15 protein-coding genes and 1 pseudogene are annotated in these 14,158 nt (G+C 33.1%); 8 read left to right on the top strand and 8 right to left on the bottom strand.

Annotation, left to right across the window (positions count from 1 at the left end):
• Position 1: 1 nt before the first annotated feature.
• The 3 genes from FUA24_RS12120 to FUA24_RS12110 form a co-directional block, all read right to left on the bottom strand.
• On the bottom strand, positions 2–220 hold the full coding sequence (locus tag FUA24_RS12120; RefSeq protein ID WP_148542653.1) for a hypothetical protein: 219 nt from the start codon (positions 218–220) through the stop codon (positions 2–4).
• Between the two features lie 208 nt (positions 221–428).
• Entirely contained in the window at positions 429–941 is a 513-nt protein-coding gene (locus tag FUA24_RS12115) for an acyl-CoA thioesterase (protein WP_148542651.1), read from the bottom strand.
• Positions 942–1,039: 98 nt separating this feature from the next.
• Positions 1,040–2,362, bottom strand: a complete 1,323-nt coding sequence (locus FUA24_RS12110) for an HU domain-containing protein (protein ID WP_148542648.1) — start codon at positions 2,360–2,362, stop codon at positions 1,040–1,042.
• A 103-nt stretch (positions 2,363–2,465) separates the two neighbouring features.
• Between FUA24_RS12110 and dprA the strand changes: the two genes are divergently transcribed.
• On the top strand, positions 2,466–3,572 hold the full coding sequence (gene dprA, locus FUA24_RS12105) for a DNA-processing protein DprA (protein WP_148542646.1): 1,107 nt from the start codon (positions 2,466–2,468) through the stop codon (positions 3,570–3,572).
• Here the strand turns inward: dprA and trpS are convergent.
• Positions 3,569–4,578 (bottom strand): annotated as a pseudogene (trpS, locus tag FUA24_RS12100) (tryptophan--tRNA ligase). The gene dprA and the pseudogene trpS overlap by 4 nt on opposite strands.
• A gap of 75 nt (positions 4,579–4,653) precedes the next feature.
• On the opposite strand from trpS, the gene FUA24_RS12095 reads away from it, so the two are divergent.
• Positions 4,654–5,391: a lysophospholipid acyltransferase family protein gene (locus tag FUA24_RS12095; protein ID WP_148542643.1), complete on the top strand. Its 738-nt coding sequence runs from the start codon at positions 4,654–4,656 to the stop codon at positions 5,389–5,391.
• A gap of 79 nt (positions 5,392–5,470) precedes the next feature.
• On the opposite strand, the gene FUA24_RS12090 is transcribed toward FUA24_RS12095, so the two are convergent.
• The 4 genes from FUA24_RS12090 to recA all read right to left on the bottom strand — a co-directional run bounded on the left by FUA24_RS12090 (position 5,471) and on the right by recA (position 9,078).
• Positions 5,471–6,979 carry a porin family protein gene (locus FUA24_RS12090; RefSeq protein WP_148542641.1) on the bottom strand — a complete coding sequence of 503 codons (1,509 nt, stop codon included), beginning with the start codon at positions 6,977–6,979 and terminating at the stop codon, positions 5,471–5,473.
• Positions 6,980–7,522: an RNA polymerase sigma factor gene (locus tag FUA24_RS12085; protein WP_148542638.1), complete on the bottom strand. Its 543-nt coding sequence runs from the start codon at positions 7,520–7,522 to the stop codon at positions 6,980–6,982.
• Between the two features lie 33 nt (positions 7,523–7,555).
• Positions 7,556–7,966 (bottom strand): hypothetical protein, encoded by a 411-nt coding sequence (locus FUA24_RS12080; protein ID WP_148542635.1) that lies wholly within the window; start codon positions 7,964–7,966, stop codon positions 7,556–7,558.
• Positions 7,967–8,079: 113 nt separating this feature from the next.
• Positions 8,080–9,078: a recombinase RecA gene (gene recA / locus FUA24_RS12075; protein ID WP_148542633.1), complete on the bottom strand. Its 999-nt coding sequence runs from the start codon at positions 9,076–9,078 to the stop codon at positions 8,080–8,082.
• 115 nt (positions 9,079–9,193) lie between these two features.
• Here recA and FUA24_RS12070 point away from each other — a divergent pair, with 115 nt between their 5' ends.
• The 6 genes from FUA24_RS12070 to FUA24_RS12045 all read left to right on the top strand — a co-directional run bounded on the left by FUA24_RS12070 (position 9,194) and on the right by FUA24_RS12045 (position 14,129).
• Entirely contained in the window at positions 9,194–9,520 is a 327-nt protein-coding gene (locus FUA24_RS12070) for a hypothetical protein (RefSeq protein WP_148542630.1), read from the top strand.
• A 267-nt stretch (positions 9,521–9,787) separates the two neighbouring features.
• Positions 9,788–10,861 (top strand): oxygen-dependent tRNA uridine(34) hydroxylase TrhO, encoded by a 1,074-nt coding sequence (trhO, locus tag FUA24_RS12065; protein WP_148542628.1) that lies wholly within the window; start codon positions 9,788–9,790, stop codon positions 10,859–10,861.
• Between the two features lie 4 nt (positions 10,862–10,865).
• Positions 10,866–12,110 (top strand): peptidase U32 family protein, encoded by a 1,245-nt coding sequence (locus tag FUA24_RS12060; protein WP_148542626.1) that lies wholly within the window; start codon positions 10,866–10,868, stop codon positions 12,108–12,110.
• Positions 12,110–12,340: a ferredoxin gene (locus FUA24_RS12055; protein ID WP_148542624.1), complete on the top strand. Its 231-nt coding sequence runs from the start codon at positions 12,110–12,112 to the stop codon at positions 12,338–12,340. Before FUA24_RS12060 ends, FUA24_RS12055 begins: the two co-directional genes overlap by 1 nt.
• A 120-nt stretch (positions 12,341–12,460) precedes the next feature.
• Positions 12,461–13,651 carry a PSP1 domain-containing protein gene (locus FUA24_RS12050; RefSeq protein ID WP_148542622.1) on the top strand — a complete coding sequence of 397 codons (1,191 nt, stop codon included), beginning with the start codon at positions 12,461–12,463 and terminating at the stop codon, positions 13,649–13,651.
• Positions 13,635–14,129, top strand: a complete 495-nt coding sequence (locus tag FUA24_RS12045; protein ID WP_148542620.1) for a gliding motility lipoprotein GldH — start codon at positions 13,635–13,637, stop codon at positions 14,127–14,129. The genes FUA24_RS12050 and FUA24_RS12045 overlap by 17 nt, the downstream gene beginning before the upstream one ends.
• The last annotated feature ends 29 nt before the right edge of the window (positions 14,130–14,158 follow it).

Genomic DNA, 14,158 nt, shown 5'->3' with positions numbered 1-14,158 from the left:
TCTAAACTCTAGTAATTACATAACCTTTTCTTGTTTTTCTATAGTGGTTACCATTCCAGAAGTAATAGCGCTTACCTCTTACCTTAACAATTTTGTAATGTCTTGGTGGTGTTTTTATAATAGTAACTTTAGTAGCAGCAGGTCTTGCCTTTACATGCGTTGCGCAAGATGTTAAATTGAATACTAAAAATGCCGAAATTAAAATAACAAAAGTTTTCATCTGTTTAAGTTTATTGTTCTTGAATTGCCAGATGTAATTCGCCATGAAACATGTTGAGGTATATCTCAATTAGTTGTTAGGGCTCATTTCATAGCAATATGCGTTGGGGTTTATAATGCTATTAAGACTTGCGCAATGAGAAAAGGTTTAATTCTAGCTGTCAATACTTAGAAAGGCTTACCTATAATATGGAATAAAATGGCAACGTTTAATCAACGAATAAAGCCTTCAATTCGGTAGCTTCATTTGGTTTCATTTTACCAGCTAACAATAGACTTAATTGCTTTCTTCTAAGTGCCGCATCAAAGCGTTCTTTTTCAAGTTTTGTTTCTGGTGTAAGTTCTGGAATGGCCACAGGCCTTCCTGTTTCATCTACAGCAACAAAAGTGTAAATGGCTTCGTTAGCCTTTGTTTTCTCACCAGACTCTCTATCTTCGGTCCATACGTCAATATAGATTTCCATAGAAGATCTAAACGCTCTAGAAACTTTAGCTTCAACAGTAACTACACTTCCTAAAGGAATTGCTCTATTAAATGCCACATGATTAACAGAAGCTGTAACCACAATACGTCTACTATGACGTCTTGCTGCAATACTAGCAGCTCTATCCATTCGGGCTAATAATTCACCACCAAAAAGATTATTTAATGGGTTAGTTTCACTTGGTAAAACCAAATCTGTAAGTACCGTTTTTGACTGTTCTGGTGTTTTTGATTCCATAGAAAAAATTTGTGCAAAGGTACTATTAAAGATAAAGAAATGGCATAAAAATATAGACAAGCTATATTCTACTTATAAATTAATTGAAAAAGGAGAAATTAATTTTCAACCTTAACAATAGCAACCTTTAGGTCTTTATAAAGTGCTTTGTTTAATTCTATAGACGCTTTGGCAGCTAAAATATCATCGAAATCTTTATGGTAGATAAAATACTTGCCAGTATTAGAATCTAAGAAGAAATTGGCATTAATACCTTTAGATGCTAGAAAGGATATAAACTCATCTCTCTTTTCTATAGTCGGATAAGATGCCAAGACATTATAAAAGCCATCTTCTACGGTAGTAACACCTTTAAGAATTTGAATAATATTAGGGCTTTCATTATATGTGAATTCATTCTCATTCAATAGCTCACGAACTTCAAGAGTCTCTGTATTCACTTTAGAGCTATTGCCAGCATTATATTTTGGTTTGTTGGCATTAGAATTGCTATGATAATCAACTTTTAACCACGCATCCTTATTGTGTGATTTTTTTATTGAAGCCAAGGCTCTATTTGCTTCCAATCTTGTCTCATAGCTGCCGTAAGCAACTTCATGTAAGCCATATTTGTTTACACCAATTTTTCTGGCTTTAAACCCGCTCTCTTTAAGTTGTTTAATTTTTTTATTACAATTATCCTCAACTCTAAATGCCCCAGCAATAATGTGATAATTACCAGTTTGTTTACTTACATTTAAGGTAATAGCTGGTAAGGGATTTAAATTAAAAGTAGCTTGTTGAATTTTATTTTCTAAAATATCATCTGCTTGCTCTTGAGCTAGTTTATTATGGTTTTCAATACTGTCTATATAGTACTTAGATCCACCTAATCCACCAACCGTAAGAGCAATTAAAGCTATTGCCGCATATTTTAAATAAGGCCTTGATTTACGCTTTTCTGCAGTTACAGTAATAGGCACTACCTTTTCAATAGCTTCAACGTCTTTTTTATACACCTCTCTAGTTATAACTGGTGAAGCAAACTGAGATAACCCAAATGAATCTGTTAGATAATTTAACTGATAGGTAGGTTCAAAAACTATCTTACCTTCATTATTTAAAGTAATATCACCAATGTTTTTGAAAGTAAGCGTTTCGCCTTGTATTAAATAAGATTTTAAAAGCTTTACGCGTTTATCTATCTTTTTATTAGCAACCTCAAAAGGAATTTTCTCTACATCTGCGATATAGTGAGCCAACAACCCGTCATTTTTCTGTATTTGCTCATTAAAAGAAATACTCTTACTTGGGGCTTTAAATGTATTAGTAGAATTATCTATTGTGGCAGACGCACGTTGTGTTAAAAAAGCTCCAAATTCTGGAATTGTAACACACTCGTATCTGTAAAGTAAATCGCTTATGTAGGTCTCTAGTTGCATAAAGCAAATTTAAAAAAAAATGATACCGAGAAACATTAGTTATTAACTATTTATTAACATTGCAGAAATTCTTTTATTTCAAATTCATAATCAATAAGATAGAATGACCGAAAAAGACCTACTTTATCGTTTAGCCCTACAACATGTACCTAATATTGGAGATATAACCGCTAAAAAATTGATTGCAGTTTGCGGTTCTGCAGAAGCGGTCTTAAAAGAAAAAAAGCAAAATTTACTTAAAATTGATGGTGTTGGTGAAGTTACAATTACTGGAATTCACGATTCTAATCATTTAAAATTAGCCGAAGAAGAAATTAAGTTCATTAAAGAAAATAACATTAAAGTTTCGTTTTTTAGAGATGATAACTACCCCGAAAAACTAAAACACTGTATAGATGCGCCTATTTTGTTATTTGAAACAGGGACCATTGATTTAAGAAACAAGCATATTATAAGTATTGTAGGAACCAGGAAAATCACAACAAGTGGTATTGCATTTTGTGAAAGTTTGGTGGAGCAGTTGGCGCACTACAATCCAGTTATTGTTTCTGGTTTTGCCTATGGCACCGATATTACTGCGCATAAAGCAGCAATTAAACATAATTTACAAACCATAGGGTGCTTAGCTCATGGACTAAATCAAATCTACCCTAAAACACATAAAAAGTACATGGTAGATGTTGAGGGAAATGGAGGTTTCTTCTCGGACTTTTGGAGTTCTGATGCTTTTGACAGAAATAACTTTTTAAAACGAAATAGAGTTATTGCCGGTGTTAGTGAAGCCACAATTGTAATAGAATCTGCAGAAAAAGGAGGTAGTTTAGTAACAGCAGATATTGCTAATTCTTATAATAGGGATGTTTTTGCAGTACCAGGAAGAGTAACCGATTCTCAAAGTATAGGTTGTAATAATTTAATTAAGCATCAAAATGCACACATGCTTACGAACCCATTAGATATTCCTTATCTGTTAAATTGGCAATTGGAAGAAGAAAAACAAATGCCGTCTATACAGAAGCAATTGTTTGTTGAATTAGATGATACCGAAAAATTAATCTATAACTTTTTAAAAGGAAACAACAAAGAGCTACTGGATAGTATAGCTTTAAACTGTAATCTCCCTATTTTTAAAGTATCAAGTACCTTATTGAATATGGAATTAAAAGGTGTAGTTCGTCCTTTACCAGGAAAATTGTTTGAGATAGTTTAATACCCTACTTTTTCCCTAACTCTATTTAAAACATCATTAGCCACTAGCTTAGCCTTTTCTGCGCCAACAGAAAGCGCTTTATCAAGCTCATCGAGATTACTCATGTAGTGATTGTATTTTTCGTAAGCTCATCGAGATTACTCATGTAGTGATTGTATTTTTCGCGTTGCGTAGCAAATTTTTCAATAATTAATTCAAATAAAGCTTGTTTCGCATGTCCATATCCAAAACCGCCTTTTTCGTAGTTGGCTTTCATGTCCTCAATTTGTGCTTCTGAAGCCAACAAACTATAAATAGCAAAGCAGTTACAAGTACTCCAATCTTTAGGTTCTTCTAAAGGTGTGCTATCAGTTTGAATAGACATTATTTGCTTGCGTAGTTTTTTATCAGTTAAAAATATATTAATGGTATTGTTTCTACTTTTACTCATTTTTTCACCATCGATACCAGGAATAAGTTTGGTTTGCTCCTGTATTTTTCCTTCGGGTAAAACAAATACATCACCTACTTTAGAATGAAATCTAGAGGCTACGTCTCTAGTCATTTCAATATGCTGTAACTGGTCTTTACCAACTGGAATAATTTCGGCATCATATAATAAAATATCGGCGGCCATTAGCATTGGGTACGTAAACAGTCCGGTGTTTACATCTTCCAATCGGTCTGCTTTATCTTTAAAACTGTGCGCTAATGTTAAACGTTGGTAAGGAAAAAAGCAACTTAAATACCATGATAATTCCGTTACTTGTGGTATATCGCTTTGTCTGTAAAATACTGTTTTTTCAATATCTAAACCAAAAGCTAACCAAGTGGCGGCAACAGAGTAGGTGTTGGTACGTAGTTCCTCTGCATCCTTAATTTGTGTTAAAGTATGCAGGTTTGCAATAAACAAATAAGAATCATTTTCTGGCTTAGATGCCATTTCTATTGCAGGCATTATTGCGCCTAAAATGTTTCCTAAATGTGGTGTTCCTGTACTTTGTATTCCGGTAAGTATTCTTGCCATAATTTGCTTTTGTGAAGCGACAAAGGTAATTTTTTTAATAGAATTGCTCAATACAATTATGTACTTTTGAAAGCAATGAAAGTTTTTAAATACATTTTCTGGATTCTATATCGTATTTGGTTTTATATTTTGGTGGCCTTTCCCATTCTCTTAATGTTTCCGGTGCTATTAATATCTATTTCCAAAGAATCATGGTACCCCTTCTTTTTTAAATTGGCAAGATTTTGGGCAAAATTTATTTTGGTAGGAATGGGGTTCAGGACATCTTTTAAAAGAGAACAGATTCCAGAAAAAGGAAAGAGTTATATGTTTATTGCAAATCATACCTCTATGGCCGATATAATGTTAATGTTAGTCTCGGTTAAAAATCCTTTTGTGTTTGTTGGAAAGAAAGAGCTAGCCAAAATACCTTTATTCGGATTTTTCTATAAACGAACTTGTATTTTGGTTGATAGAAGTTCTGCAAAAAGTAGGAAAGCGGTTTTTTTAAGAGCACAAAGGCGTTTAAAATCAGGTTTAAGCATTTGTATTTTTCCTGAAGGAGGTGTGCCAGAAGAACATATTGAACTAGATGATTTTAAAGACGGCGCTTTTAGATTGGCTATTAACCATGAAATTCCAATTGTGCCTTTAACTTTTGCCGATAATAAAAAGCGTTTTTCCTATACCTTTTTTAGCGGCGGGCCTGGTAAAATGCGTGTAAAAGTCCATAAGTTTTTAGAAACAAAAGGATTAACAATAGACGATACAAGGGCATTAAATACTAAAGCAAGAGCAATCATTTTAAACCAATTAGAGGTATTTAACTCATAAAAAAACTGCTTCATTTAAGAAGCAGCTTTTTGGTAATAGTTTGAGCTTATAAAACCATTACCCAGATCTAACCAAAAACCTAGAATTTAATGGCGAATCCAGTATAAACACCAATGATAAACGGTGTAAAATTACCGGAAGTATTGTTGAATGTGTTTATTTGATATTTAAACATGGGCTCTAAGTTTAAATCAATTTTTTCCGTAAACTTATAGTTAAAACCTAAACCAAAGTTTGCACTGTAACTTATTTTATTAAGGTTGCTAGCTTCTCCTAAAAAGGTTCTTGTACCAGTTTCAGATTCTGAAAAGATAGAATTGTTATTCAAGAAGAAGGAACTAAAACCTCCAATTACATTTACTCCAAATTTACGGGTAGATATGGCATACTGTAGTTCAACAGGTACTTCAATATAACCAAAAGCTTGATTAAGAGTTGTGCTCGTAGAATTTAATGATTCTGGTACATTGCTCAAGTTAGCACCACTTACAATGGAGACATTACCATCTGATGCTATATTGTCATTATTAGATTCAACAGATACCCCATCTAAGTTACTAAAGGAACTTCTATTTGCACTAAAACCAGCTGTTCTTAATTCAATTACGTTATTAGTATTATAACCTAAATTTACTCTGTTAACACCAGATCTAATTTTTAGTTTATGGCTTAAAGCATAAGTTGCCGCTAAACCATAACTCATATTTACTTCACCGCTTTTCGAGTTATTCACAAATCCAGGTCCTAATGAAGAGCCTTGATCTAAGGTGTTAAAATATACTGGAGCTGCATTGGCAGCTAAAGTCCATCGTTTAAGTTTCTTTGTATTTTCAATTAGTTCTTTGTTATTCTCTAAAGCTTCTTCAATAGTTAAATCTTTGTTCTCTTCTGTTTTTGTCTTAGCAACCTCTTCAACTTTATTTTCTAAAAATGTATTGTTTTGAGGCTTACCATTATTATTCGCTAAAGTATTTGAAGAATCTTCATTCTGCTTTTGTTTAGTTACATTATTTGCAACAAGACCCTTACTGGGTTCATTAGGAGTCTTATCAAATTCTTTAGAAGTCTTATTAACTATAGCAGCATTATTTTTATTAAGGTTTGCATCTTCATGAGTCTTGCTTTCATTTTTAGTTGTTGAAGTTGAAGACGATGAATTAGTAGTAACCAAAGTTGAACCATTGGACTTAGCATAGGTTGGCTTTTCTTCAGGTTCTATTTCGTTAGTCTCATTTATATGGTCTTGTTCTTCCTGAGCGTTTGAGACAACATTTTTTGTGCTGGTATTTAATTTATCAGGCGTTTCAGAAGCTGCATTATTGGTACTATTAGAAGGTTGATTTTCAGTATCTACAACCTCAATAGGCTTTTGGCCGTCATTACCATTAAAAACACCTCCAACTGTTAGTAAAAGCAATAATAAAGCAGCTACTCCCGCATAGCGCCACCAAATTGGGATAACGCGTCTTTTCTTTTTCTTATTATTTAGGTTAGCTTCAATATTCTTCCAAACAGCATCACTTGGTGCAGCTTCAAAGTCTTTAAAGCGTTCCTGAAACAATCTATCTATATGTTTCTTATCACTCATTTATAATGATTGTAAACTTTGGGACAATTTATAATCTTCTATATTTTTTTTTAAAATCTGTCTAGCTCTGGCTAAATTAGATTTTGATGTGCCTACATTTATATCTAACATGTCGGCAATATCTTTATGTGAGTAGCCATCCAAGACATATAGGTTGAACACCAATCTATACCTATCTGGTAACTCTTGTATGATTTGTAAAAGATAATCTATGGAGAAGTTGTCCTCTTCAATATCAACTTCAACCTCTTCAATAGAATTTTCATTTACAATATCAAATACTTTTTCATTTCTGTAACGCTGCAAAACAGTGTTTACAGTAATTCGTTTCATCCAACCCTCAAAAGAACCTTTGTGTTTATATTGTTCTACTTTGTTGAAAATTGTAAGGAATGCATCTTGCAAGTTGTCTTCGGCTTCTGCATAGTTGCGCGAATACTTTAAGCAAATTGAGAAAAGTTTACTTGAAAAAAGCTTATATAATTCTCCCTGAGCTTTAGTATCATTAATTTTACAATTTTCTATGAGTTGGTTTAAACTCAAACTTAAAACATGTATTAATTAATACTTAGTTGCTTATTCTACAACAGGAACTTCAATTGTTAAAAACTGACTTTCGCCATCGTTGTCTTCACCTTGCCAAAATTTAAAAGTATAAGAACCATTACTGGTAACTATAAAATTAAATGTCTGTTCTACAAGTACATTGTCTAATGTCTCACAGTCATCACGATCAAAAACATAATTTATTGGAGCTACGGTGCGTTCATTAAGTTCTTTTAAATAATAGAAATCGTTAAATGCGTAGCAAGTTGAAGGTCTAAAATAAGAAATAGTAATAGGATATACTTCACCAAGCGTAAATTCGGTTGGTATATCTACACTTTCAACGGGTAAAATTTCGTAACTAAAATTTACATTATCATCATCAACACTACATGAAGCAAAACAAACAAATGCCAAACATAGCATAATAACTCTTTTCATAGCAATATTTTTTTAGGGTTAAATACATGTTTACACCCTCTAGATGTTATAAGAGTAGAAAGGTTGCGTGAAGAAACAAAAAATCCCGAATTAATCGGGATTTTATAAAATTTTTAAGGAGCTACAATTTCTCTAACTTTAGCTTCTAATTCATCCATAAGTTCTGGATTGTCTTTTATTAAGGCTTTTACGGCATCTCTACCTTGTCCTAATTTAGTGTCTTGATAACTAAACCAAGACCCACTTTTCTTTATAATTTCGTTGTCAACGGCTATATCTAAAATTTCGCCTACTTTACTAACACCTTCACCATACATAATATCAAATTCAGCCATTTTAAAAGGTGGGGCAACTTTATTTTTAACAACTTTTACTCTGGTTTTGTTACCAGAAACATCTCCACTACTATTTTTAATTTGAGTAGAACGTCTAATATCTAAGCGTACAGACGCGTAGAATTTTAAAGCGTTACCACCAGTAGTTGTTTCTGGGTTGCCAAACATCACTCCAATTTTTTCACGTAATTGGTTAATGAAAATAACGGTACAGTTGGTTTTACTAATGGAAGCAGTTAACTTTCTAAGAGCTTGAGACATTAATCTTGCATGAAGTCCCATTTTAGAGTCTCCCATTTCGCCTTCAATTTCGCTCTTTGGTGTTAAGGCGGCTACCGAGTCTATAACCACAATGTCAATAGCGCCAGAACGAATTAAATTATCCGCAATTTCTAATGCTTGCTCTCCATTGTCTGGTTGAGAAATGATTAAGTTATCTATATCTACATTTAACTTTTCAGCATAAAATCTATCAAAAGCATGTTCCGCATCTATAAAAGCTGCAATCCCACCACTTTTTTGAGCTTCTGCAATGGCATGCAGAGTTAAGGTTGTTTTACCAGAAGATTCCGGTCCATAAATCTCAATAATACGTCCTCTTGGATAACCACCTACGCCTAAGGCAATATCCAATCCTAAAGAACCAGATGAAATGGCATCTACATCTTGTACTGCGGCATCGCTCATTTTCATTACGGTACCTTTTCCGTAAGCTTTATCTAATTTATCTAGTGTAAGTTTTAATGCTTTTAATTTAGCTTCTTTTTCGCTGCTCATCTATCTATTTTTTGTGAAGTTTGCTTGCTAAAATACTACATCTTTTTGCACAATACAATATTATTACGCAACCTTTTAAAAAAAACAGCATCCTATTAATAGGATCAATAAAAATATGAAACTTCTTACTAAAACCTATAGCTTATTAATACTTTTAATTGTTCTCTTATTAGCTTGTGAATCTGATGATAATGGGGAGCAAGATATAACTGGAATTGTTCAGAACACAACATCTTGTGGTGGTGCTCCGGAACCTGTTTTCATAATAAAAGTAAGTGAAACAGATTTGATAATGACTGGCACGCTTCCCAAAGAATTTCAAGAAACTAATAAGAAAATTAGATTTAAAACAAAGGATCCAGAAGTTTTTGTTTATTGCACTCACGATAAGATTTATCCGCAACAATTTGATGTTTTCGATGTTGTTTTAATTGAGGATTAAAAGGGTTTTATGGTTGCATTTATTTTTACCACGCAACCTTTTTATCCTTTTTGTATCTATAAATTAAAGTGGGAAAAAATATGCTATGAAAAAGGGCCTGCTTTAAAACAATAAAACTAACTCAATTCTAACTAAAAGCACTTTATGCCCCTAAAGTGCTTTTTTATGGCATAAGTAATTGATTTTCCTTAAAAAACGTACCTTTGCACCTTATTTAAAATCTTTATACCGCAACGTGCGGCTTTAACCTTAAAAAATTAGTATAGCATGCAACTGTACAATAAATTAAGTGCTAAAGAAAGAGCTGCGTTAATTGAAGAAGCTGGCAAAGACCGCTTAACGCTTTCTTTCTATCAATATGCCAAAATTGAGAATCCTCAAGAATTTAGAGATCAACTTTTTATAGTTTGGGATAAACTAGATGTTTTAGGTAGAATTTATATTGCAAACGAAGGTATTAATGGACAATTATCTCTACCTGCAGATAGATTCAATGCGTTTAAAACGCATCTGGACACAATAGACTTTTTAAAAGACATTAGATTGAACATCGCAGTAGAGCAAGACAACATGTCTTTTTTAAAGCTAAAGGTTAAAGTTCGTAAAAAGATTGTTGCCGATGGATTAAACGACGAAACCTTTGATGTTACAAACAAAGGGGTTCACGTTGGTGCTGAGAAATTCAATGAACTTATTGAAGACGACAATACGGTTTTAGTTGATATGCGTAATCATTATGAAAGTGAGATCGGTCATTTTAAGAATGCTGTAACTCCCGATGTAGATACTTTTAGAGAATCTTTAGATATTATTGAAGACGATCTAAAGGAACACAAAGAAGATAAAAACTTAGTGATGTATTGTACTGGAGGTATTCGTTGTGAAAAAGCCAGTGCCTATTTTAAACATAAAGGATTTAAAAATGTCTTTCAATTAGAAGGTGGAATTATTGAATATACACGTCAAGTAAAAGAGCAGGACTTAGAAAATAAATTCATAGGAAAGAATTTTGTATTTGATGAGCGTAGGGCTGAAAAAATAAGTGATGATGTTATTGCCCAATGCCATCAATGTGGAGCACCTTGCGATGTGCATACTAACTGTGCCAATGATGCCTGTCATTTATTATTTATTCAATGTGATAAATGTAAAGCAGAAATGGACAACTGTTGTTCCTCAACTTGTAAAGAAATAATAGCGCTGCCTTATGAAGAGCAAAAAGCTTTGCGAAAAGGACAAGGTAATAGCAATGATATTTTTAAGAAAGGACGTTCAGAAAACTTACCCTTTAAAAAAGATTTAAGAAACATTAGCGATAATTTTAAATCTAATAAAGCTTAGCATAATGCAAAAGATTGAATTAATGGCGCCTGCTGGAAATTTTGAATCACTTCAGGCGGCTTTAGATAATGGAGCAGATTCAGTATATTTTGGTGTAGAACAATTAAACATGCGTGCAAGAGCATCTATTAACTTTACTTTAGATGATCTTGAAGAAATTTCAAGACGATGTAAAGAGAAAAATGTGCGTTCTTACCTTACGCTTAATACAATTGTTTATGATCATGATTTGTCTATTGTAAAGACCTTAATAAAAAGAGCAAAAGAAGCAGATATTACAGCTGTTATTGCTATGGATCAGGCGGTTATTGGTATGGCAAGACAGGAAGGTATGGAAGTACATATTTCTACTCAAATTAATATTACTAATATTGAAACCGTAAGATTTTATGCCATGTTTGCTGATACCATGGTATTGAGTAGAGAATTGAGTTTACGCCAGGTTAAAAAAATAACCGAGCAAATCGAAAAAGAAGAAATCAAAGGACCTTCAGGTAACTTGGTAGAAATAGAAATTTTTGGTCATGGTGCGCTTTGTATGGCGGTTTCTGGTAAATGTTATATGAGCTTACATTCTCATAATTCTTCTGCTAATAGAGGTGCCTGTAAGCAAAACTGTAGAAAAAAATACACGGTTATAGATCAAGAAACTGGTTTTGAAATGGAACTAGACAATGAGTACATTATGTCTCCAAAAGATTTGTGTACTATCGATTTTTTAGATCAAGTGGTAGATGCAGGTATTAAAGTCTTAAAGATTGAGGGAAGGGGAAGAGCTCCAGAATATGTTGCCAAAGTCATTAAATGTTATCGAGAAGCTATTGATGCTATTCAAGAAGGAACTTATAGTAAAGAAGAGGTTGTTTCTTGGATGCAAACCTTAGAGACTGTTTATAATAGAGGTTTTTGGAGTGGCTACTATTTAGGTCAGAAATTAGGAGAGTGGAGCAAAGGTTCTGGTTCTCATGCCACACAAAAGAAAGTGTATATTGGTAAAGGCATGCATTATTTCTCTAAACCAAAGATTGGAGAGTTTAAGATTGAAGCTTTTGATTTAACTGTAGGTGATACCATTTTAGTAACGGGGCCAACAACGGGCGTAGAGGAATTAAAAGTAGAGGAAATGTTGGTAAATGATGAAAAGCTGTCCTCTGCAAAAAAAGGAGATTCTGTAACTATTCCGTTAGGTTTTAGAATTAGACCTTCGGATAAATTGTATAAAATTGTTGAAAATAAAGTAGAGGCTTAATGGTAGTAATTACGTTGCAACGCGATAAATGTATTGGCTGTAATTATTGTGTTGAATTGGCACCGAATCAGTTTCAAATGTCAAAAAAAGATGGAAAAAGTGTATTGCTCCATTCTAAAGAAAAGAAAGGATTTTACACATACAAGTCTCAAGATGAATTTATTTTTGAAGCATCCGATAATGCAGCAAAAGCATGTCCGGTTAAAATAATAAGCGTGAAAAACGTATAATAAGCTAAATTATTAAGGCAATTTTTAAGTAAGTATAATAATCTTATCTTTACAAATCGAATAATTATTAATCTATCATTCGTAATAATTTAATTATTAGCGAATTCAATATATAAATCTATGGCTTGTGCAAGCTGTTCTACTAAAGACGGCCAACCTAAAGGCTGCAAAAATAATGGTACTTGTGGTACAGATAGTTGTAACAAACTAACTGTTTTTGATTGGTTATCAAACATGTCGCTTCCTAGTGGAGAAAAACCCTTTAATTGGGTTGAGGTACGATATAAAAACGGACGAAAAGAGTACTATTACAATCCAGATAACCTTACTTTAAGCATTGGAGATATTGTGGCAACACAGGCTAAAGCCGGTCATGATATTGGTATGGTTACCCTTGCAGGAGAATTGGTACGTGTGCAAATGAAGCGCAAAAACATTGCTCAAGACACCAAAGAAGGTCTTAAGATTTATAGAAAAGCTACCCAGAAAGATATAGACATTTGGCAAAAAGCTCGAGATAGAGAAGAGCCAATGAAGGTTAAAGCGCGTCAATTTGCGATAGACTTAAATCTTTCTATGAAAATTTCTGATATTGAATTTCAAGGAGATGCTAGTAAAGCCACATTTTATTATACTGCTGAAGAACGTGTGGACTTTAGAGAGCTTATAAAAGTGTTTGCCAGAGAGTTTAGAACGCGTATTGAAATGAAACAAGTTGGTTTCCGCCAAGAAGCATCTAGATTAGGAGGAATTGGTTCTTGCGGACGTGAGCTTTGTTGCTCTACTTGGTTAACAGATTTTAGGTCTGTAAGCACATCTGCTGCCAGATATCAGCAGTTGTCTTTAAACCCTCAAAAATTAGCGGGACAATGTGGGAAATTAAAATGTTGTCTAAATTATGAACTAGACACGTATTTAGATGCATTAAAGGACTTTCCTAAATCCGATACAAAATTGTATACCGAAAAAGGAACAGCTGTTTGTCAAAAGACAGATATCTTTAAAAGACATATGTGGTTTGCTTATGAAGGTGAGTGGGCCACTTGGCATAAGTTAACAACAGATCAAGTTCTTGAAATTATTGATATTAATAAGAATAAAGAAAAGATTGCAAGTCTTGAAGATTATGCTTCTGAGTTAGCTGAAGATACTAAAGCAGAGTTTGAGAACGTTGTAGGACAAGACAGTTTAACTCGTTTTGATAGTCCAAAACCTAAAAGAAAACGTAAAAATAATAGGAACAAAAAGAATAACAATCGAAACAGGAATAAAAGAAAACCTCAAAACAATAAAAATGCAGCAAAAAAATAATTGGCTACTTTTTTTAATAATTGCTTTGGTAATAGTTTCTTGCGATTCAAATCGCGTTTTCGATACTTACAAATCTGTTCCCGATGCATGGCATAAAGATTCCATAGTGTCTTTTCAGGTTAACCCACCAGATTCAATACATGCCTATAACTTATTTGTTAATCTAAGAAATACTAACCAATACAAATACAATAATTTACATCTAATTGTAGAAATGGTTTTTCCACATGGCAAAACAATAAAAGATACATTAGAATACAGAATGGCAGATCCAAGTGGTAAATTACTTGGAACTGGATATACAGATGTTAAAGAAAATAAACTTTGGTATAAGGAAAAAGTTGTTTTCAAAGAAACAGGAACCTATACTGTAAATATTCAACAAGCAATGCGCGAAAATGGAAAAGTAAATGGTGTTGCAGAACTTACAGGCATAACAGATGTTGGTTTTAGAATTGAAAAACCTGAGACAAAGTAGATAATTTTTTAAAAGCTTAAGCCCCTAAC

The organism is Seonamhaeicola marinus (genome assembly GCF_008085455.1).
The sequence above is the reverse complement of the archived record's forward strand: the minus strand, read 5'-3'. Positions and strand labels throughout refer to the sequence as shown.